The organism is Variovorax sp. LG9.2, assembly GCF_035018885.1.
GTDB lineage: Bacteria > Pseudomonadota > Gammaproteobacteria > Burkholderiales > Burkholderiaceae_C > Variovorax.
In genome coordinates this window covers 99,746-121,333 of the sequence record NZ_JASJXB010000016.1, presented here as the reverse complement: position 1 = coordinate 121,333, position 21,588 = coordinate 99,746, and the positions used below count along the sequence as shown (strand labels likewise).

The following is a 21,588-nucleotide window of genomic DNA, read 5'->3' as shown; positions in this document are numbered from 1 at the left end:
CCGATGCCCGACAGCGTGAAGACCGCGATTGCCAAGTCGTGGGGCGATATCAAGGACACGTCGGGCAAGACCGTCGCACCGTCGGCAACCAAGTAAATCGGGTCGGCGCGCATGAGCAGTACACCGCTCGACGGCGCGCCTCCCGCGGAGCCACATACCGTGTCGTCGACTTTCCCCGCTACTTCCGCTCCGCGTGATCCCGCGCTGGAGCGCGCATCGATGAATCCGCCGCGCAACAAACCGCGGTCAGGCCCGATGGCCGACCGCGTGTTCGGGTGGCTCGCGAAGGGCGCCGCGCTGCTCACGCTCGCGATGCTCATCGGCATCCTGCTGTCCCTGTTCGTCGGCGCCTGGCCTGCAATTTCCAAATACGGCCTCGGCTTTTTGACCAGCACAACATGGGACCCGGTCCGCGAGGAGTACGGCGGCCTCGTGATGATCTACGGCACGCTGGCGACTTCTTTCATCGCGCTGGTGATCGCCGTACCGGTGAGCTTCGGCATCGCACTGTTCCTTACCGAACTCTCGCCTTCTTGGCTTAAGCGTCCGTTGGGCACCGCCATCGAATTGCTCGCTGCGGTGCCGTCGATCGTCTACGGCATGTGGGGCTTGCTGGTGTTCGGCCCGATCCTCAGCGTCTATATCCAGCAGCCTTTGCAGAAGGCTTTTGCCGGCATTCCGTATTTGAGCGCGCTGGTGTCCGGCCCGCCGGTCGGCATCGGCATCCTGTCGGCCGGCATCATCCTGGCGATCATGATCATTCCGTTCATCGCCTCGGTCATGCGTGACGTATTCGAGGTGACGCCCGCTCTCCTGAAGGAATCGGCCTACGGGCTCGGCTCGACCACCTGGGAAGTCGTCAGCAAGGTGGTGCTGCCGTACACCAAGGCCGGCGTCGTTGGCGGCATCATGCTCGGCCTTGGTCGTGCGCTCGGCGAAACGATGGCCGTCACATTCGTGATCGGCAATGCCAACCAGCTCAACTCGCTGTCGGTCTTCGAGGCTGCAAACAGCATCACCTCGGCGCTCGCCAACGAGTTCGCCGAAGCCGGCGCAGGGCTGCACCAGGCGGCGCTGATGTACTTGGGCCTCGTGCTGTTCTTCATCACCTTCGTCGTGCTCACGCTGTCGAAGTTGCTGCTGGCAAGAATGAAGAAGAGCGAAGGGACCAAATCATGACCACAGCGGAACGTTTGCTTGAGGCCAACGCCCTTCAGGCGACGCGTGCGGCACGCTTTGCAACGCGCAAGCGCGTCAACCAAGTGGCGCTCGTACTGTCGCTCGCCGCGATGGCATTTGGCGTGTTCTGGCTGGTGTGGATCCTTTGGGAGACGCTGCGCCAGGGCATCGGAGGACTCGCGATCGCGACCTTCACCGAGATGACGCCGCCGCCCAACGAAGTCGGTGGCATCGCCAACGCGATCTTCGGCTCGCTGGTGATGGTGGCGATGGCGACTTTCGTCGGAACGCCCATCGGCATCATGGCCGGCATCTACTTGGCTGAATACAACCCCAAGGGCTGGCTGTCGAGCGTGACACGCTTCGTAAACGACATCCTGCTGTCGGCACCGTCGATCGTGATCGGGCTTTTCGTCTACGCGGTGGTCGTTGCGTACTTCAAAAGTTTCTCAGGTCTGGCCGGCGCGCTGGCCCTGGCGCTGATCGTCATTCCTGTCGTGATCCGCACGACCGAAAACATGTTGCAACTCGTGCCACCGGGTCTACGTGAAGCAGCCTATGCATTGGGCGCGCCGAAGTGGAAAGTGATCATCAGCATCACGCTGCGTGCGGCGCGCGCCGGTGTGGTCACGGGCGTGTTGCTGGCCGTGGCACGCATTGCCGGCGAGACAGCGCCTCTTCTCTTTACCGCGCTCAACAACCAGTTTTGGACCGCGGACATCACGCAACCGATGGCAAGCCTCCCGGTGACCATCTTCAAGTTCGCGATGAGTCCGTATGAAAACTGGCAACAGCTGGCTTGGGCCGGCGTGTTCCTCATCACCGCGGCGGTGTTGGCCCTCAATATTCTGGCGCGCGTGTTGACGCGCACCAAGCTCTGAAAGCGATCATGTCTGCTGTGTTGTCCCAACCCTTCGCGCAAGCTGCGCGTTCCAAGATCTCGGTCAAGGATCTGAACTTCTACTACGGCAAGTTCCACGCGCTCAAGGGCATCAACCTCGAGATTCCGGAGAACAAGGTGACGGCCTTCATCGGTCCATCCGGCTGCGGCAAGTCGACCTTGCTGCGCACCTTCAACCGCATGTTCGAGCTGTACCCGGAGCAACGCGCCGAAGGCACGATCTCGCTCGACGGCGAAGACCTGTTGGCGTCGAAGCAGGACGTGGCGCTGATCCGCGCGAAGATCGGCATGGTGTTTCAGAAGCCGACGCCGTTCCCGATGTCGATCTACGACAACGTCGCTTTCGGCGTGAAGCTTTTCGAGAGCTTGAGTTCCAGCGATATGGACGAGCGCGTCGAGTGGGCACTCAAGAAGGCCGCGCTCTGGACCGAAGTGCGTGACAAGCTCCAGCAAAGCGGCTCCGGTCTCTCGGGCGGCCAGCAGCAGCGGCTGTGCATCGCACGTGGCATCGCGATCAAGCCTGAAGTGTTGCTGCTCGACGAGCCGTGCTCTGCGCTCGACCCGATCTCTACCGCCAAGATCGAAGAGCTCATCGCCGAGCTCAAGAGCGAGTACACCGTGGTCATCGTGACGCACAACATGCAGCAGGCCGCGCGCTGCAGCGACTACACGGCTTACATGTACCTGGGCGACCTCATCGAGTTCGGCGCGACGGAACAGATGTTCTTCAAGCCGCAGCGCAAAGAGACCGAGGACTACATCACCGGCCGTTTCGGCTAAGGGGACAACAAGATGACCGAAAAGCATTTATCCAGCCAGTTTGATACCGAACTCAACGGCGTCTCGTCTCGCGTGATGGAGCTCGGCGGCATGGTCGAGGCCCAGATTCACCAGGCTGTCTATGCGCTCGCTGAGTTCGACCCTGAAGCGGCCGATCGCGTGATGGAAACCGAGCACCGAGTCAACGCGATGGAGATCGACATCGACCGTGAGCTGTCGTCGATCATCGCGCGGCGTCAGCCGACCGCACGCGATCTGCGCCTGCTGATCGCCATCTCCAAGACCACTGCCAACCTCGAGCGCGTGGGCGACGAGGCGAACAAGATCGCACGGATGGTCAAGTCGATCATCGAGAGCGGTGCGTCGCGCACGCTGCCATCGACCGAGATCCGTATTGCCGCCGACATGGCTTCCGGCCTGCTGCGCAAGGCGCTGGATGCGTTCGCCCGGCTTGACACGGCCGCGGCACTGTCCATCCTGAAAGAAGACGACCTGATCGACAAGGAGTTCGACGGCTTCGTGCGGAAGCTGGTGACTTACATGATGGAAGACCCGCGCACCATCTCGGCCAGCCTCGACCTGCTGTTTCTTGCCAAGGCGATCGAGCGTATCGGCGACCACGCCAAGAACATTGCGGAGTTCATCATCTACATCGTCAAGGGCGCCGATGTGCGGCACACTTCGATGGAAGCCATCGAGTCGGTCCTGCTTTGATCCTTGCAGAAAGATGAAGAAACCTCGCGTCCTTATCGTTGAAGACGAGTCGTCGATCGCCGAGCTGATCGCGGTCAATCTGCGGCACAACGGGTTCGACCCGATCTGGTCGGAAGACGGCGTATCGGCGCAGCGCGAGATCGATACGCTGGCGCCCGATTTGATCCTGCTCGACTGGATGCTTCCGGGCCAGAGCGGCTTGCAGCTCGCGCGGCAATGGCGCAAAGACCCCAACACCAAGGCGATCCCGATCCTGATGTTGACGGCGCGTGGCGACGAGCCCGACAAGGTGGCCGGGCTCGACGCCGGTGCTGACGACTACATCACCAAGCCGTTTTCGACGCAAGAGCTGCTGGCGCGCATCCGTGCCGTGCTGCGTCGCCGCACGCCCGAAGCGCCGGCCGAGCGCATTGAGATCGGCGAGCTGGTGCTCGACACCGCGACGCATCGCGTGACCTGGCAGGGCGGGGCGCTCAAGGTCGGTCCGACCGAGTTCAAGCTGCTGGGCTACCTGATGCAAAACGCGGAGCGCGTGCACAGCCGCTCGCAGTTGCTCGACAAAGTGTGGGGTGATCACGTTTACATCGAAGAGCGCACGGTCGACGTGCATGTGAAGCGACTGCGCGAGTCGCTCGGCGGTGCCGCGCCGATGGTCGAGACGGTGCGCGGTGCAGGCTATCGCCTGACTGCCCAAGCGACTGTTTGAACGCCCCGGCTGGCCGGCGGCCTGCTGGGCAGGCGCGGGGATAATCGCCCGCGATGCCTTTTCGAATTGCCACGTTTTTCATAGCCTCCCTTGCCGGCGCCGCGTGCGCTGCTGCGCTGACGGGATGGCACTTCGTATGGCTCGGTGCGTGGATCGGCGCATTGCTCTGGTTGCTGCTCGACGCATGGCGCGCGCAGCGATTGCTGAAAGTGCTGCGGTCCGACGTCTCGGCCTTGCCTTCGCGCGGAGCGGGGATATGGGGCGAGTTGTCGGAACGCATTCGCAAGCTGCTGCGCGAACGCGATCAGCAGATCCGACAATCCGAAGACCGGTTGCAGGAGTTCCTTGCGGCCATTCAGGCTTCGCCCAACGGCGTGGTGCTGCTCGATGAGCAGGGCCGCATCGAGTGGTGCAACCAGACGGCCGCGGCGCAGTTCGGCATCGACGCCGAGCGTGACCTGCTGCAGCACCTGGGCAACCTGGTGCGCGACCCGGCCTTCATCGCTTACCTTGCTTCCTGGAACTACAGCCGCGATGTGGTCATCGACGCGCCTGCCGCCCGCTCGAGCGGGCAACGCAGCCACGCAGTGCGGCTGTCGGTGCAGGTGCATCCATACGCCGGCAACCGACGCATGCTGCTGACGCGCGACATTACTTCACTGGAACAGGCCGAAGCCATGCGGCGCGATTTTGTCGCCAATGTCTCGCACGAGATTCGTACGCCGCTCACGGTGCTGGCTGGATTCGTAGAGACGCTGCAGAACCTGCCGCTCGATGCGGAAGAGCGGTCACGTTACCTGGCGTTGATGGCGCAGCAGTCGACCCGCATGGAAACGCTGGTCAATGATTTGCTCACGCTGTCTCGGCTCGAGGGCAGTCCGGCGCCTGCGGCGACACAGTGGACGCGTGCGCGAGCACTGTTGGCACACAGTGAAGACGAGGCACGGGGCTTGTCGAGCCGGCTGGCACCGCTGGGGCATCGGCTCACTTTTTCGCTGGACGACGACTCGGAGATATCGGGCGCACCGGTCGAACTCCAAAGCGCCATGTCGAACTTGGTGAGCAACGCGGTGCGCTACACACCGGGCGGTGGCGAGGTGGTTGTGACATGGAAGCTGCTTCCTGATGGACGCGGCGAGTACGCCGTGCGCGACAGCGGTCCCGGCATTGCCGCGGAGCACATCCCGCGGCTGACGGAGCGCTTCTACCGTGTCGATCGCAGCCGGTCTCGCGAGACCGGCGGGACGGGGCTGGGCCTGGCGATCGTCAAGCACGTCGCGCAGCGACATGGTGCCGAGCTGCGCATCGAAAGTACGTTGGGGCAGGGCTCGCGTTTTGCGCTGGTGTTTCCGGCCAAGCGCGTGCGCGAGGTGCGTGTGACGTCAATCTGATCGGCGATCCGATCGCCGAGGGCGCAAGCTTTTACCCATGGTCTGCCAGAGCAAGACGACGAAGAGCAAAGCCGTCACCCACAACGCCGCCGCGCTCGTCAGCCAGAACGTGAGTGGCGACGGCATCGCGGCGAAGGGCCCGAAGCCATGGAAGGCCAGCCAGTAGCTGCCGCCCAGCCCGGCACCCCACAGCAGCGCGCAATAGATGGCCAGCGGCGCGACCGCCACGCCGTAGCATCGCAGCACGAAGACACACATCGTCTGTACGGAATCGGCCAGGTGATAGGCGGCAGTCGCTAGCAGCAAAACGGCCGCCATCTGAACCACCGCCGGGTTCTGCGAGTACACGGCGGGCAACTGCCAGCGCAGCGCCACCATGAGGCCGGCCACCACCAGCGAGCACAGCAGCGCCATGCCGAGCCCGGTGAGGCACGCGTGCCGTGCCTTGACCGGATCGCCGGCGCCCAACCAGTAGCTCACGCGCGAACTCGTCGCCAGACCAAGCGACAACGGCACCATGTACGCCACGGCCGTGAGATTGGAGGCGATCTGGTATGCCGCCGACGAGACGGTGCCGAGCCGCGCGATGAACAGCGCCAGCAGCGTGAAGGACGTGACTTCGACCAGCACCGCCAGACCGCCGGGCACGCCCAGTCGCGCGAACTGCCGGAGCTGGCGCCAATCCGGTGGCTCGATGCGTTGCCAGAACCGATAGGCACGGTAGTAGGCGGCGTTGCGCATCAACCAGAGCGCCAGTCCGAGCATCGTGTAGTTGACGACCAGCGTGGCCCACGCCGCGCCTGCAAGGCCCATCGCGGGCAGGCCCGCGCCGCCGAAAGTGAACCAGATCGACAGCGGCAACTTGATACACAGCGAGCCGATCTGCAGCCAGGTCACGAGGCGCGGTCGACCGAGACTCTGGTTGAGCGTGCTGAACACGCGAAACAGCAGCGCAGGCGGGAGCGCCCAGGCCAGCACCGCGAGGTACGTTTCCACAGTGGCCTGCATCGTCGGCGGAACCTCGGTCCAGCGCAGCAACGGGCCGGGCGCAATCAACACCGCCATGCCCAGGACGATGGCGACGAGGCAAACGTAGAGCGACTGCCGTACCGAGCGGCCAACCTCGTCGGCGCGGTTGGCGCCATGCAACTGGGCCCATATCGGCAGCAGCGCCTGCAAACCGCCGATCAACGACACGTAGACGCTAATGAAGATGGCGGCACCGACGGAGAGCGCAGCCAGTGCGCCCTCGGCATAGCGGCCTGCGACGATGGTGTCGATGACCCCGAAGGCCATCACGGCCAGCTGGCCGACCAGCACCGTACCGGCGTGCGCAGCGATCACCCGCCGTTCGTTGCTGATGCTGCTCACGTCAGGGTGTGATGCGCTGGAACAGCAGCAAGTCGTCTGCTGCGCTGGTCGGGCGCCGCAAGGTGCCGCTGAGGCGCCATTGGTCCATGCTGACGATGTTGTGCAGCGTCGCGATAGCTTCAGGACTGATGAGCAGCCATGGGCAGGCCTCGCCGCCCACCAGCGGAGACAACTCGAACTGCCCGTGGTAGCGCAGCGCCGCGATGTGTTGCCTACTCAACGCGAGCTCCGAAATGCATGCTGGCCGGCCGACGCGTTCTGCGATCGCATTCACCTGTGGCACGTAGCTGCGCGCGTAGTCGAGCAGCGGCAGCCACAGCGTCATGAGCAGCATCCAGCACAGGGCCGCGCCGCCCGCCGGCAGCACCAGTGTTTTCCACAGGGCGGCCCGATGGCGTCCGGTACGCCACCGCACCAGCCAGCACCACGCCACGGTCGCGAGCACCGCGAAGACGAAAGCCGCCAGCGAAAAAGAAGGGACGAAGCCCGGCGCCAGACGCGCGACGTTGGCTGCCGGCTTGGCAGGCACGCCGGTTTGTATCGCGATCCAGATGACCCAGATGATCAGCGCGGAGCCACTGAAGAAGAGCAGCGTGAACCAGTCGATGATGGCTGCGGCACTGCGCCGGAAGGTGGGCAATGCGAATGCCGCCAACGTCGCGAATGCGGGCAGCCCGAGCAGCAAGGCGCGCTCCGAAAAATCGGTGGTCACAGTCGCGGCCAGTGGCACCAGCATGAACAGGAGCGGAATCGCGACGTGTCGCGCGTTGAGCTGACGACGCCACCGCCACAGCGTCCACAAGGCGAGCGGCCAGGCCGGCCAGGTGAACCAGATGACGAGCTTGGCCAGACTGCGAATGTCGCCGAGGGTCGACGAGCCGGAGCGATGGCCGGGCAGGGCGATATGCCAATGCGCGAGATGCAGCCGTGCGGCGAGCAAGACTGCCAGCAACGTGATGCCCGCGATGACCCAGGCTGCAGCGGCCGAATAGCCAGTGCCTTCTGCCGCGTCATCCGCTTGACGAAACGCATCGCGGCGTCGCTCGGTGAATACCAGAGCCGATGAACCCACGCCGAGGAGCAGCGCGATCGTCGGTGCACCGCTCAGTGCCATGCCAACGGCACCGACCACCAGCGCGATCACCGCGCCGATGCGGCGAAAGGGAAGCGCCGCCACGCCGTAGAACATGTGCGACACGAAGAAAAGCTGCGCCAGTGCTGGCGTCGTTTCGTGGCCGAGCTGCGCCAGGCCGAGGCACGCCAGCAGCGCCAGCAGCGCGGCATCGGCCATCGCGCGGGCGTAGTCGACCGGACGCGCCTCGCCTCCGAAGGCAAACGCTACGGGCTGCGCGCGCGGTGTGCGGGCAAGGTAGTAAACCGCGTACCAAGTGGCGGTGAAAGCGCCCCACAGCAGCAGGGCGAAAGCGATGCGCACCGCCAGATCGGGGTTGAGCCATGCCGGTGCGATCTTGATCGCCAGCGCACCGATCCAGTAAGGCAGGAGCGCAGGTGTTTCGGGCTTGAGGCCAAGCAGGGAGGGATCGAACCAGCGGGCGATACCCCCGGTTGCCCGCGCGAGTTCAGCCATGTAGCCGAAGGAGACGATGTCTGCGGTTTTCCAGGGACCGCGGCCGAGCAGGCCGGGCATCAGGTACGCCGCGCACAGCAACAGCAGCGCGATGCGCGGTAAGCGGCGCACGGCGTTCTGCGCAACGATCGCGGGCGTCGGTTGGTTCACTGAGAGCAGAGGATACGCAAGCTGGTCGAGCTTTGAAGAAGCAGTTGGTGGAGCGGCCAAGAAAAAGGGCAGCGCGGTAAACCGGGCTGCCCTCGTCTGGAAGCGCCTGCCTTACTTGGCGGCAGCGCCGGTCGTCTTGCCGAAACGGTTGCGAAACCGTTCGACGCGACCACCCATGTTGTCGACAGACTTTTGCGTGCCCGTGTAGAACGGATGCGATTCGCTGGAAGTGTCGAGCTTGAACAGCGGCAATTCGCGGCCGTCGTCGGTCTTGCCCATTTCCTTGGTGTTCGCGCACGAACGGGTCACGAACTTGAAGCCGTTCGACAAGTCGACGAACAGGACTTCCCGGTAGTTCGGGTGAATGCCTTCTTTCATGGTCTTTTCCTTTGGGTCGATGCGAGAGCCACTAGATGTCGGCACGGCGCCAAACTGCACTTTTCGCGTAGCGCACGATTATCGCATACTGCCCTGATATCGAGTAACAGACCTCATCCGTATGATTTTGAAACCACTGCGTGTTGGCCTCGTCGGCTACGGCTTTGCCGGCCAGACCTTTCATGCCCCCGTGCTGTCGGCCGTGCCCGGGATGGAACTTGCCGCGGTAGCGAGTTCCCAAGGCGACAAGGTGGCAGCGGAGTGGCCGGGCGCAGCGGTCGTCGCGGATGTGGGAGCCTTGGTGGCGGAGCAAGACGTCGACCTCGTCGTTGTCGCCACACCCAATGCACAGCACTTTCCGGTCGCCAAAGCAGCGCTCGAAGCTGGCAAGCATGTGGTCGTCGACAAGCCGTTCACGCTGGACGCGTCCGAAGCGCGCGAGCTTGCTGCTCTTGCACAGCGCCGGGGTGTGCTCCTGTCGGTCTATCAAAATCGGCGTTTCGATGCCGATTTTTTGACGCTACGCGATCTGCTCGCCAGTGGCGACCTCGGGCGGCCGGTGTACTTCGAATCGCACTTCGATCGCTTTCGGCCGGAGGTGCGTGATCGCTGGCGCGAACGGGCCGTGCCAGGCGCCGGTCTTTGGGTCGATCTGGGCGCGCATCTTCTGGATCAGGCGTTGCAGTTGTTCGGCAAGCCCGACACCTTGCAACTAGACAGCGCAGTGTTGCGCGAGGGTGCCGTGGTCGAGGATTACTTTCATGCCGTGCTGCGCTATGAACGGGGTCCGCATGCGCCGTTGCGTGTCGTGCTGCATGCGACCACGCTCGCTGCCCATGCTTCGCCGCGCTACCTGATGCATGGCACACGCGGCAGTTACGTCAAGTACGGCGTCGACTCACAAGAAGACGCACTGCGCGCAGGGCTGCGACCCGGCGGTGACGACTGGGGCATCGATCCGCTGCTCGGCGAGTTGACGCTGGTGGCTGCGGGCAGTTGGGTGCAGACAACGACGCAGCCGAATCGGCGCGGCAACTACGTCGACTATTACGCTGCGGTGCGCGACGCGATCCTCGGCGAAGGCCCGAATCCGGTGCCGCCCGCCGAAGCAGTCGCGCTGATGGAGTTGCTCGACCTGGGCCGGCAAAGCGCAGTGGATGGCAGGGCGCTGCGGCCATAAAAAACGCCCGCTAAGCGGGCGTCTTCGAAGGCGAGGGCGTGTAAGCGGATCAGCCGCCTCGACGCATCATGTCGAAAAACTCGACATTGGACTTCGTCGCCTTCATGTTCTTCAACATGAGCTCCATCGACTCGATCTCGTCCATGTTGTACATGAGCTGGCGCAATATGCGCGTCTTCTGAAGGATCTCGGGAGCGAGCAGCAGTTCTTCTCGTCGCGTACCGCTGCGGTTCAGCTGAATCGACGGGAACACGCGCTTTTCATACAGACGGCGGTCGAGATGGATTTCGGAGTTGCCGGTGCCCTTGAACTCTTCGAAAATCACTTCATCCATGCGGCTGCCGGTGTCGATCAGCGCAGTGCCGATGATCGTCAGCGACCCGCCTTCTTCGACGTTTCGCGCTGCGCCGAGGAAGCGCTTGGGCCGTTGCAGTGCGTTCGAATCGACACCGCCGGTGAGCACCTTGCCCGACGACGGCACAACGTTGTTGTAGGCACGTGCCAGACGCGTGATCGAGTCCAGTAGGATCACTACATCCTTCTTGAGTTCGACCAGGCGCTTGGCGCGCTCGATCACCATTTCGGCGACGTGCACGTGGCGCGCAGCCGGTTCGTCGAAGGTCGACGCAATGACTTCGCCCTTCACCGTGCGCTGCATTTCAGTCACTTCTTCAGGGCGCTCGTCAATGAGCAGCACCATCATGTGAACGTCCGGGTAGTTGGCGCTGATCGCGTGCGCGATGTGCTGCATCATCACCGTTTTGCCGCTCTTGGGCGGGGCCACGAGCAACGCACGCTGGCCGCGGCCGATGGGCGCGATGATGTCGATGATGCGGCCGGTGATGTTCTCTTCGCCCTTGACGCCGTCTCGCTCGAGCTTCATCTGCTCCTTGGGGAACAGCGGCGTCAAGTTCTCGAACATGACCTTGTGCTTGTTTTGCTCCGGCGGGCCGTCGTTGACCTTGTCGAGCTTGGTCAGCGCGAAGTAACGCTCGCCGTCTTTGGGCGTACGCACTTCGCCTTCGATCATGTCGCCGGTGTGCAGGTTGAAGCGCCGCACCTGGCTCGGGCTGATGTAGATGTCGTCGGTGCTGGCGGTGAAGCTGGTGTCCGGGCTTCGCAAGAAGCCGAACCCGTCGGGCAGGATTTCAAGGACGCCGTCGGCAAAAACCTGTTCGCCGGCCTTCGCGCGCTTCTTGATGATCGCGAACATCAGCTCCTGCTTGCGCATGCGGCCGACATTTTCGATCTCAAGGGCTTCGGCCTGCTTGAGGACTTCAGACACGTGGAGTGCCTTGAGTTCGTTTAAGTGCATGGAATGACCCCTCGCGGGGAAATCTGACTGGAAAACTAAGAGGGGGGGGTTTGATGTGAAGCTAGAGGCGCATCACAAACCGGGGAAACTTCAACCTGCGAACCGGGCGCCGTGGCGAACCGATCACTTGCTGACGATTATGCAGCAAATTAAGCGGGCAGTGCCTTGCGCGCCACCCGCGTCGAAAATCACGCCAGTTGCTGATCGATGAAAGCGGTCAATTGAGCTTTGCTCATGGCGCCGACTTTGGTCGCAGCGAGTTGGCCGTCTTTAAACAGCATCAGCGTCGGAATGCCACGAATACCGAACTTGGCGGGGATGTCGCGGTTCTCGTCCACATTCATCTTTGCGATCTGCAGCTTGCCTTCATAGGTTGCCGACACCTCATCCAGAATGGGCGCGATCATCTTGCACGGACCGCACCACTCCGCCCAGTAGTCCACCAGCACAGGTTTGCCCGACTTGAGCACGTCGGCTTCGAACGAAGAATCGGAGATATGTTTGATGAGGTCGCTGGCCATGTGGTTTCCTTGTGCGCAGAGAGAGTTTTGGTACAGCTAAAGTGCGGTTTATTGTGACAGAAACCAAGTAGCGGCGCGCCGCGCACCGAGGCTATGGCAACGATAGCCAAAGCTTGCCGAAACCGTCTCAAGTCGTTTCAAAACCCCAGTGAATCCCCGATACAAAAACATGACCGACGTCCATCCGATTCGGGCTTTGTGGTGCAACGCCTCCAACGGTGTCATCGCTCGCATATCGCACCATCTGGCGAGCCGGCGAGTGCATGCGACGCGCACGGTCGTGCTCGTGCCCTATGCGCAGCTCATGAGGGTCGCGTGCGATATGTGGGCGGAGGCTGCGGGTGCCGGATTCGCGCCACGCTTTGAGACCACCCGCAACTGGGCGAGCGACACCGGTGGCTTCTTGCCGACAGGCTACGACATCGCGTTCGACATGGCGCGCGACCTTGTCACGGCGCAATCGTTGTTGATGCAAGCTGGCTTCGGCAACGAGCGCCTTGCGCTCTCAGGCCGCGTCGTCGAACTCGCGATGCAGTTGGCACCGCTGGCTGCGGCCGAGTTGCCGCAAGACCGCGCTGTGTGGTCGCAACGTGTCGATCGTGTTGCCGATGCAGGTCACGAGTCCGAATGGTTCAAGATGGAAGGTGCGCTGATTCGCATCGCTATCGTCTGGGCGGCCACGTCGGCCTACGCAACCGATGTGCTGTTCAGCGATGCGGCACGCAAGCAGGTCGATGCGCTCATCGTTCTCGACGGTTATCAGACCGATCCGTTGACTCAGAAGCTCGTCGCACTATGGGGCGACAGTGCTGTCCACATGTCACTGAAACACGCTCCGTTATCCGATGCGCAAGCAGAGGCGCCACCCGCAGCGGCGTTGCACGTTGCGCTCGACCCCGAAGACGAAGCAGCACTGGCCACCGCCTGCGTGTTGCGTCATCTGGCGGAAGGCCGCGCGCCCGTCGCATTGATCGCCACCGACCGCGCCTTGACGCGCCGTATCGGCGCCCAACTCGCTGCTCAGGGTGTGGCGACGCACGATGAAACCGGGTGGAAACTTTCCACCACGCGCGCTGCTGCGACGCTGATGAGCGCGCTGCGTGCCTGTGCGCATGACGCGACGAGCGATCAAGTGCTCGACTGGCTCAAGAGCGCGGCCGACACGAGCGCGGAGTCGCCCGCAGACTCATCGATGCTGCAACTGCTGGAGGCCAGGATGCGACGTGAGGGCCAGCGCGACTGGCTCGCTTGGTGTGCCCATCTGGCGCGCAGGGAACGCGAGCAGGATCTCGCTCTACTCACTTTCACCGAAGCCATCGAGGCGCGTCGCGCGCCGATGGCACGCGCCCGTCCGCTGGGCGACTGGCTCCGCAGCCTGTGTGAAATGTTGAGAGCAGCAGGGCAATGGGACGCACTCGCCGCCGACATCGCCGGCGCGAAGGTAATCACTGCTTTGTGGCTCGATGACTTAGGCAGCGACGGTGGCGAATTCGATGGCGCGCGGCACACGCTTGCCGAGTTCACCGCGTGGGCACGCGATGTTCTCGAAGATGGCAGCTTCAAGCCAGCGACCGGTGGGCATGCGCCGCAGGTCGTCGTACTGCCGCTGCATCAACTGCTGGGCCGTGCATTCGGCGCCATCGTGATGCCGGGCTGCGACGATAGGCGCCTTCCCGCATCACCCGAACCACCGGGCAACTGGAGCAAAGCACAGCGCGCCGAACTCGGCTTGCCTTCACGCGAAGCACTCGAAGCGGCGCAACGTGCCGCATGGGTAGCTGCCCTTCGCAATCCGTCGTGCGAACTGTTGTGGCGCCAGTCGGATGCCAGCGGGGAGCCAGTGCGGCCCAGTCCGCTGGTGCAGGCCTTGCAGTTAGATCACGCTGCAAGCGTGGCAACCGATCCGCGCACCGTGCGTGAAGTGCCGTTGAACCCGACGCTGCGTCCGATGCCCACCGGCGACAGGTTGCCCATCGAAAACATCTCGACCAGCGTGTACGAAGACCTTCGCCGCTGCCCTTACCGCTTCTTTGCCATGCGGCAACTCGGCTTGCGCAGCGCCGACGAACTCGATGCCGAGGTCGACAAGCGCGACTTCGGCAACTGGCTGCATGCGGTGCTCGGGCACTTCCACGAAGCGCTGCAGAAGGCGCCGACAAGCGATCTCGCTTTGCGGAAGTCCATGCTCGCGTCGGCCCAGAAGAGCGCCACGCAGGAATTCGGCCTGTCGGAAGCGGAGTTCCTGCCCTTTGCCGCGGCATGGCCCGCCGTGCGTGATGGCTACCTGTCCTGGCTCACGAAGCACGAAGCCGACGGCACCGTCTTCGTCGAGGCCGAGCCTTGGAAGGAGCAGCGCCTGGGCAGCCTCAAATTGGTCGGCCGCCTCGACCGAATCGATCGTTCGCCCGACGGCCGAGCCTTTGTCATCGACTACAAAACCGAATCGGCCGCCAAGACCAAAGATCGAATCAAAGATCCGACCGAAGACACGCAGCTCGCCTTCTACGCCGCACTGGTTGCCGACGACACATTGCGCGCGGCCTACGTCAACGTCGGCGAAAAGTCGTCGGGCACGCAGACTGTCGAGCAAGACGAAGTGGTCGACGCGCGCGATGCACTGGTGGCAGGGCTCATCCACGACTTCGAACGGATTGCCGAGGGCGCAGCGTTGCCTGCGCTCGGCGAAGGCGCGGTCTGCGATCACTGTTCGGCGCGCGGCCTCTGCCGCAAAGACTTTTGGGAGCTCGCGGCATGAGCGCGCCTGCGTACGGACGCAACGGCAAGCCCGTCACCCGCGAGGCCTTCTACGCGGTTGCCTGCGACCCGCGCCGCTCGGTCGCGGTCGAGGCATGCGCCGGTGCCGGCAAGACCTGGATGCTCGTGTCGCGCATCGTGCGTGCCTTGCTGGAGCAGGGCGATGGCGCGTGCGAAGCGCACGAGATCCTGGCCATCACTTTCACCAAAAAGGCGGCTGGAGAAATGCGCGAGCGGCTCGATCAGTGGCTCGAAGATTTCGCGCAGCGCACGCCTGACGAACTGGTGGGCGAACTGATCGTGCGCGGCGTCGAACCAGCCGAAGCTGCGGAGGCTGGGCCGCGCCTGCAAAGCCTCTATCGCCGATTGCTGGACGGCGGTCGACCGGTGCAATTCAGGACCTTCCACGCATGGTTTGCGGGCTTGTTGCGCAACGCGCCGCTGGCTGTGCTGCGCGACCTGAAGCTGCCTGCCAACTACGAGTTGCTCGAAGACGATGCAGAGGCGCGCGCGCGCACCTGGCGGCCCTTCTTCGAAGCGTTGACCGAAGACAAAGACGCGCTCGCCGACTACTACGCGGTCGTCGCAACCCATGGCCGTTCGCAGGCCACGAAGGCGTTGGGCGAAGCGCTGACGCGGCGCGTGGAGTTCGCGCTGGCCGATGCTGAATCTTCGGTGCAGCACTTCGGCACGCTGTACCCGGCGCTGGCCGGCTTCGATTCGCCGACACATGGCTTGCGCGGCGACTTCGTTCGACAGCAGTGGTTGGCCCGCGCTGCCACGTTGGGCCGTGAAGCCAACAAGACTCCGCAGAAGGCCGCGGAAGTCGTCGTCGATGTGTTCGGCTCAAGCCCACTTGAAGACGAAGCATTGCCAGGCGTACTGATACGCTTGCGCAAAGCATTCTTCGTCGCGACCGAAGACCGCCTCAACAAGAACTTGCAGAAATACGCGGCTGCGCAAGAGGCCGAAGCCGATCTTCAGTTGCTGTGTGCCGCCGAGGCGCAACACGCCGCGTGGCTGTACCAACAGCGCATGACGCGGCTCACCCGCGTGCTGCTGGCCTCCTTTGCCGAGGTCAAGCGCGCGCATGGCTGGGTCGACATGAACGACGTCGAGCAGGCCGCGCAGATGCTGCTCGGCGAGTCGGCCTTGTCGGGCTGGGTGCAAGAGCGTCTCGACGCACGCATCGCGCATTTGCTGATCGATGAATTCCAGGACACCAACCCGCTGCAGTGGCACGCGCTCTACAGCTGGCTGAGCGCTTATGGCGGCGCGGTGGGCCGTGCGCCGCGCGTCTTTATCGTCGGCGATCCGAAGCAGAGCATCTATCGCTTTCGCCGCGCCGAGCCGCAAGTCTTTATCGCTGCCAAAGCATTCGTCGTCGACGTGCTGGACGGCGATCGGCTCGATTGCGATCACACGCATCGCAATGCACATGCGGTGGTCGGGCTCGTCAACCAGGCGATGGGCGCGGCGCAAGAGGCCGGTGAGTTCGATGGCTACCGCGCGCACACGACCGAGCGCCGCGACGATGGCGAAGTGCTCAAGCTGCCGCCGATCGGACGCGATACGGTGAACGGTGCGGCCGCTGCGGCACCGGCCGACGACGGCATGCTGCATTGGCGCGACAGTCTCACGACCCCGCGGGTGCTGCCCGAAGAGCAACTTCTGCAAAAGGAGTGCGAGCAGGCCGCGCGCTGGATAGCGCAGCGCATCGCCGATGGCACGCCGCCGAAGCAAATCATGGTGCTGGCCCGTCGCCGCAGCCGGCTTGCTGCCATGCAGGATGCCCTGCGCGAGTTGCACATCCCGACCCAGCAGCCCGAGAAGAATGAACTGCACGATGCGCCCGAGGTGCAAGACATCGTCGCGCTGGTCGATGTGCTGGTTTCGCCGGCGCACGATCTTTCGTTGGCGCGCGCGCTCAGGTCGCCGCTGTTTGGCATCGGCGACGACGACCTGGTTCAACTGGCACTGCGGCAGCGCGCGCAGCCCGGCATGGCGTGGCTGGCGCTGCTCATGGGCGATGACTTGCCTGCTGCGCTCGCACCACTCGGCGAGCGGCTGCAGCGCTGGCAGACTTTGCTGTCGACACTGCCGCCGCACGACGCGCTCGATGCGATCTATCACGACGGCGATGTGCTGGCCCGTTTCGGTGCCGCGGCACCGGCAGCGTTGCGCCAGACGGTGCTCGCCAATCTGCGCGGGCTGCTCGCAGCATCGCTTGAAATCGATGGCGCCCGGTTTGCCACGCCTTACGGATTGGTGCGTGCGCTGCGTGCCGGTGGCGTCCGCGCACCGGCCGTCACCGCGCCCGATGCGGTGCGGCTGCTGACCGTCCACGGCGCGAAGGGTCTCGAAGCCGACAACGTTGTCCTGCTCGACTGCGACGCCGCAGCGGCACGCTCGCAAACGATGGGCGTGCTGGTCGAGTGGAAAGGCGGCGACAGCAAGCCGACGCGCTTCGTTTTCATGGCCAGTGAGAAGTCGCCGCCAGCCTGCGCGACACCGTTGCTCGAAGAAGAGCAACGTGCGCGGCATCGTGAAGAGCTGAATGGGCTCTATGTGGCGACCACGCGAGCCCGCGAACGCCTTGTGCTGTCGGCTGTCGAGCCGGCACGACAGAACGAAGGCAGCTGGTGGGTGCGCCTCGAACGCGGGTGCACGCCGATCGAGGTAGATGAGCCGCTGGCGATGCCGATGGCCGCTGTCGGTACGGTGGGCAGCTTCACGCTCAAAGAGGCTCCGATTGAACACAAGGTGCAGGCGAATGCGGCCGTCGCCACAGTCAAACGGGCTGCCGCTGTCGATGTGCGCGCCGCAGCGTTCGGCGAGGCGATGCATCGGCTGCTCGAATGGGCCGTGCCCGGGGAGCCGCTGCCCGCTGCCCACGTGCGAGCGGCAGCGCGCGAATTCATGCTCGACGCCGCGCAGGCACGTGACGCGGCCTCGTTCGCGCAACGCATCCGTGCTGGTTCGGGTGCGTGGGCATGGGACGAGCGCATGATCGACTGGCACGGCAACGAGGTCACTCTGGTCCATGAAGGCGAGCAATTGCGTATCGACCGACTGGTGCGCCATCGAGAAACCGGTGCATGGTGGGTGCTCGACTACAAGTCCACGGCGCACCCCGAACGCGATGCATCGCTCATCGCGCAGATGCAGCGCTATCGCGTCGCCGTGCAAAACGCCAACCCCGGTGTCACGGTACGCGCCGCGTTCCTCACCGGGCAGGGCGAACTGGTATCCCTTGAATGAGTGTTGAAAAAAATGTTGTCGTCATCGGTGGCGGCCCTGCAGGGTTGATGGCCGCCGAGGTATTGAGTGCAGCCGGTGCCAAAGTGCAGCTGTACGACGCGATGCCCTCGGTCGGGCGCAAGTTTCTGTTGGCGGGAAAGGGCGGTTTGAACCTGACCCACTCCGAGCCTTTCAACATTTTTGCGAGCCGCTTCGGTGATCGCCGTGCGGCGCTCCAACCGATGCTCGATGCGTTCGGGCCCGAGCAGTTGCGCGCGTGGGCGCTCGGTCTTGGCGTCGAGACTTTCGTCGGCACGTCGGGCCGTGTGTTTCCGACGAGCATGAAAGCCGCACCGCTGTTGCGCGCATGGCTGCATCGGCTGCGCGCTGCGGGCGTGCAGTTTCATATGCGACATCGCTGGCTGGGATGGGCCGGTGACGAAAGCGGCTTGCTCCGCTTCGCAACGCCGGGCGGCGAAACCACCGTGCACGCGGCTGCCGTGGTTCTGGCACTCGGCGGAGCGAGCTGGTCGCGATTGGGCTCCGATGGCGCTTGGGCGCCGTGGCTGAAGGAACATGGTGTCGATGTCGCGCCGCTGTTGCCATCCAATTGCGGCTTCGACATTGGCTGGAGCGAGTATTTTTCGACGCGGTTCGCGGGGCAGCCGTTCAAGTCGGTCGCGATCGAGTTCACGGATTCGCAAGGCCGACGCTTCGCCCGCAAAGGCGAATTCGTCGCGACTGCGACCGGCATCGAAGGCAGCCTGATCTATGCGGCTTCTGCGCTGCTGCGCGATGAAATCGCGAAGGAAGGGAGCGCCACGCTGACCCTGGATTTGCTTCCGGATCGCACGGCAGGCCAGGTGCTGGCTGCGGTAACGCATCCGCGTGGCGCGCGGTCGCTCAGCAGCCATCTGAAAAGCCGCCTCGGCCTGGACGGCATCAAGGCTGGCGTACTGCACGAAGTGATGACGCGTGAAGCGATGCAGGTGCCCGAACAGCTGGCCGCGGCGATCAAGGCCGTGCCATTGCGGCTGGTCGCCACTCGGCCCATCGACGAGGCGATCAGTAGCGCCGGCGGTGTGCGGTTCGATGCACTCGACGAGCGGCTGATGGTCAAGGCACTGCCAGGCGTGTTTTGTGCTGGCGAGATGCTCGACTGGGAGGCGCCGACGGGCGGCTACCTCATGACCGCGGCGATGGCGAGTGGCGCTGCCGCGGCTCTGGGCGCGTTGGACAGTCACAACTAAAAGGAGCGCTCGAGTCGCTCGGGACTCGAGGCATTTATGAGGTTGACGAGCCTTACCCCCGGCACTGACTACGCAGTTAGGGCTGCTTGGTTCCCCACCTGACCCGGTTGGCCACTTCACCATGCGGGGAGGCCCGTCAACCTTTATTGTAGGCGACAGAATTTACCGGAGCATCGTCCAGGGTTTACATGGTCGAACGGAGTAGGCGGCCCGAAGAACGCGCACGGCGGCGCCCTAAAATAAGGCAATGTCTTATCTCGTGCTCGCCCGCAAATACAGGCCCCGGACCTTCGAAGAAATGGTCGGCCAGGAGCATGTGGTGCAAGCGTTGGCCAATGCGCTGACGACACAGCGGTTGCATCACGCCTATCTGTTCACCGGCACCCGCGGCGTCGGCAAGACCACCGTGTCCCGCATCCTGGCCAAGTCGCTCAATTGCCATGGGCCGGACGGGCAGGGCGGTATCACCGCGACGCCGTGCGGCGTGTGCCAGGCCTGCAAGGACATCGACGCCGGTCGCTTCGTCGACTACACCGAGCTCGATGCCGCGTCGAACCGTGGTGTCGACGAAGTCCAGTCGCTTCTCGAGCAGTCGGTCTACAAACCGGTGCAGGGCCGCTTCAAGGTCTTCATGATCGACGAAGTGCACATGCTGACCAACACCGCTTTCAACGCGATGCTCAAGACGCTCGAAGAACCACCCGAATACCTCAAGTTCGTGCTTGCCACCACCGATCCGCAGAAAGTGCCGGTCACCGTGCTGTCGCGTTGTCTGCAGTTCAACCTGCGACCGATGGCGCCCGAAACCATCCTGGAGCATCTGACCAGCGTGCTGCAAACCGAAGCGGTGCCGGCCGAAGTGCAGGCGTTGCGTTTGCTGGCCCGTGCCGCTCGTGGATCGATGCGCGATGCGCTGTCGCTCACCGATCAGGCGATCGCATTCGGCAACGGCGAGCTGCTCGAAAGCGGCGTGCGCACGATGCTGGGCAGTGTCGACCGCGGGCATGTGTTCAAGCTGATCGAGGCGCTCGCTACGGGCGATGGCAAGACGGTGGTCGACACTTCGGAAGCGTTGCGCCGCGACGGCATGTCGGCCGCGTCCACGCTGGAAGAAATGACGGCGGTGCTGCAAGGCATGGCTGTCGTTCAAGCCGTTCCGTCGCGCGCCGCATCGACCGTAAGCGATGCGACCGATCCGGATGCCGCCGAGACCGTGCGCCTCGCCGCGTTGATGCCGCCGGATGAAACGCAGTTGCTCTACAGCTTGTGCCTGCACGGTCGCGGCGAACTCGGGCTGGCGCCGGACGAGTACGCGGCGCTCACGATGGTGCTGCTGCGCCTGCTGGCCTTCAAGCCTGCGGAAAAAAAAACTCTGAATGAAGCGTTGCCGGCAGAGCATGCAGCTTTGATCTCCAGTGTTGCGACCGTGGATGTTGTGGAGGCAACGCTAGCGGCAACGCGGGCTCTCACATCGCTCCCGATACGGCAGATGACCGAGCACCCGCCTGCGTCACCCCCCATATCCTCCCCCGCGCAGAACGCAATCGCGACGCCTCCCGGTCAACGGCTGGCCGTCGTCACTTCGCCCTCGCGGAGCGTGGAAGGACGAAGTCCCGCCGCGGCCTCCGGCGCGATGCAGGGCCATGGCAATGACAATGGAAATGGCCATGGCCAGGAAAACGCCAACGTCGTCGCAGTGCCGATGCGTGTCCAGCCGCCACCGAGCCAGCGCGACACCCCGCGCGACGATGTCAATGCGTCGTCGCCACCCATTCCCTCCAGCGAAGACGGCGACTTCTGGCATGCCACGGTCACGCAGATGGTCGTTGCAGAAGCTGTGACCGCATTGACTCGCGAGCTCGCATTGCAATCGCAACTGGTCGCGCGCGACGTCGACCAGTGGCTGCTGCGCGTCGAGCGCGAATCGCTCAACCAGACATCGACCCGCGACAAGCTGCAAGCCGCACTGGCTGCTCTCGGCCACGGCGTTGCGATCTCCATCGAAATCGGCGTGGTGATCGACAGCCCCGCGCGCCGCAACAAACAGGTCGCGGAGGCGCGCCAGCGTGCCGCTGAAGAGGCGATCAACAGCGATCCGGATGTGCAGGCGCTGATGCGCGACTTCGACGCGAAAATCGTCCCCGGAACCTTGCGGCCGGCATAGCCACAA

General features: G+C 63.9%; 16 protein-coding genes and 1 other RNA gene. 11 read left to right on the top strand and 6 right to left on the bottom strand.

Annotated features, from left to right (window positions below; all coding sequences use genetic code 11):
- Positions 1-111 precede the first annotated feature (111 nt).
- The 6 genes from pstC to phoR are packed head-to-tail and all read left to right on the top strand — an operon-like array spanning position 112 to position 5,671.
- Positions 112-1,179: a phosphate ABC transporter permease subunit PstC gene (gene pstC / locus QN413_RS17215; protein WP_323497785.1), complete on the top strand. Its 1,068-nt coding sequence runs from the start codon at positions 112-114 to the stop codon at positions 1,177-1,179.
- Positions 1,176-2,060 (top strand): phosphate ABC transporter permease PstA, encoded by an 885-nt coding sequence (gene pstA / locus QN413_RS17210; protein WP_323497784.1) that lies wholly within the window; start codon positions 1,176-1,178, stop codon positions 2,058-2,060. Before pstC ends, pstA begins: the two co-directional genes overlap by 4 nt.
- An 8-nt stretch (positions 2,061-2,068) precedes the next feature.
- Complete coding sequence (pstB, locus tag QN413_RS17205; RefSeq protein WP_323497783.1) at positions 2,069-2,860, top strand: phosphate ABC transporter ATP-binding protein PstB; 792 nt, start codon at positions 2,069-2,071, stop codon at positions 2,858-2,860.
- Positions 2,861-2,872: 12 nt separating this feature from the next.
- Complete coding sequence (gene phoU / locus QN413_RS17200) at positions 2,873-3,574, top strand: phosphate signaling complex protein PhoU (protein ID WP_323497782.1); 702 nt, start codon at positions 2,873-2,875, stop codon at positions 3,572-3,574.
- A gap of 13 nt (positions 3,575-3,587) precedes the next feature.
- The gene (phoB, locus tag QN413_RS17195) at positions 3,588-4,280 is read left to right on the top strand and encodes a phosphate regulon transcriptional regulator PhoB (RefSeq protein WP_187051680.1); all 693 of its coding nucleotides are present in this window, start codon (positions 3,588-3,590) and stop codon (positions 4,278-4,280) included.
- A 53-nt stretch (positions 4,281-4,333) separates the two neighbouring features.
- A complete protein-coding gene (gene phoR / locus QN413_RS17190; protein ID WP_323497781.1) occupies positions 4,334-5,671 on the top strand; it encodes a phosphate regulon sensor histidine kinase PhoR in 1,338 nt (445 codons plus the stop codon).
- On the opposite strand, the gene QN413_RS17185 is transcribed toward phoR, so the two are convergent.
- The 3 genes from QN413_RS17185 to QN413_RS17175 all read right to left on the bottom strand — a co-directional run bounded on the left by QN413_RS17185 (position 5,663) and on the right by QN413_RS17175 (position 9,158).
- Complete coding sequence (locus QN413_RS17185; protein WP_323497792.1) at positions 5,663-7,033, bottom strand: MATE family efflux transporter; 1,371 nt, start codon at positions 7,031-7,033, stop codon at positions 5,663-5,665. The two genes, phoR and QN413_RS17185, sit on opposite strands and share 9 nt — an antisense overlap.
- A 10-nt stretch (positions 7,034-7,043) precedes the next feature.
- Positions 7,044-8,780, bottom strand: coding sequence for a hypothetical protein (locus tag QN413_RS17180; RefSeq protein ID WP_323497780.1), 1,737 nt, complete (start codon positions 8,778-8,780; stop codon positions 7,044-7,046).
- 111 nt (positions 8,781-8,891) lie between these two features.
- On the bottom strand, positions 8,892-9,158 hold the full coding sequence (locus QN413_RS17175; protein ID WP_187051683.1) for a type B 50S ribosomal protein L31: 267 nt from the start codon (positions 9,156-9,158) through the stop codon (positions 8,892-8,894).
- Between the two features lie 121 nt (positions 9,159-9,279).
- On the opposite strand from QN413_RS17175, the gene QN413_RS17170 reads away from it, so the two are divergent.
- Complete coding sequence (locus QN413_RS17170) at positions 9,280-10,338, top strand: oxidoreductase (protein WP_323497779.1); 1,059 nt, start codon at positions 9,280-9,282, stop codon at positions 10,336-10,338.
- A gap of 49 nt (positions 10,339-10,387) precedes the next feature.
- Here the strand turns inward: QN413_RS17170 and rho are convergent, their stop codons facing one another.
- Positions 10,388-11,653: a transcription termination factor Rho gene (gene rho / locus QN413_RS17165; protein WP_187051685.1), complete on the bottom strand. Its 1,266-nt coding sequence runs from the start codon at positions 11,651-11,653 to the stop codon at positions 10,388-10,390.
- A gap of 188 nt (positions 11,654-11,841) precedes the next feature.
- Entirely contained in the window at positions 11,842-12,174 is a 333-nt protein-coding gene (gene trxA / locus QN413_RS17160) for a thioredoxin TrxA (protein ID WP_187051686.1), read from the bottom strand.
- Between the two features lie 169 nt (positions 12,175-12,343).
- Between trxA and QN413_RS17155 the strand changes: the two genes are divergently transcribed.
- Genes QN413_RS17155 through QN413_RS17145 form a run of 3 tightly spaced genes read left to right on the top strand, consistent with a single transcriptional unit; the run spans position 12,344 to position 19,418 of the window.
- Positions 12,344-14,929: a PD-(D/E)XK nuclease family protein gene (locus QN413_RS17155; protein WP_323497778.1), complete on the top strand. Its 2,586-nt coding sequence runs from the start codon at positions 12,344-12,346 to the stop codon at positions 14,927-14,929.
- Positions 14,926-18,189 carry a UvrD-helicase domain-containing protein gene (locus QN413_RS17150; protein ID WP_323497777.1) on the top strand — a complete coding sequence of 1,088 codons (3,264 nt, stop codon included), beginning with the start codon at positions 14,926-14,928 and terminating at the stop codon, positions 18,187-18,189. Before QN413_RS17155 ends, QN413_RS17150 begins: the two co-directional genes overlap by 4 nt.
- Positions 18,186-19,418 (top strand): TIGR03862 family flavoprotein, encoded by a 1,233-nt coding sequence (locus QN413_RS17145; protein WP_323497776.1) that lies wholly within the window; start codon positions 18,186-18,188, stop codon positions 19,416-19,418. Before QN413_RS17150 ends, QN413_RS17145 begins: the two co-directional genes overlap by 4 nt.
- 41 nt (positions 19,419-19,459) lie before the next feature.
- On the opposite strand, the gene ffs is transcribed toward QN413_RS17145, so the two are convergent.
- Positions 19,460-19,556: signal recognition particle sRNA small type (gene ffs, locus QN413_RS17140), an RNA gene on the bottom strand.
- 109 nt (positions 19,557-19,665) lie between these two features.
- Here ffs and dnaX point away from each other — a divergent pair.
- On the top strand, positions 19,666-21,582 hold the full coding sequence (gene dnaX / locus QN413_RS17135) for a DNA polymerase III subunit gamma/tau (RefSeq protein ID WP_323497775.1): 1,917 nt from the start codon (positions 19,666-19,668) through the stop codon (positions 21,580-21,582).
- Positions 21,583-21,588: the final 6 nt, after the last annotated feature.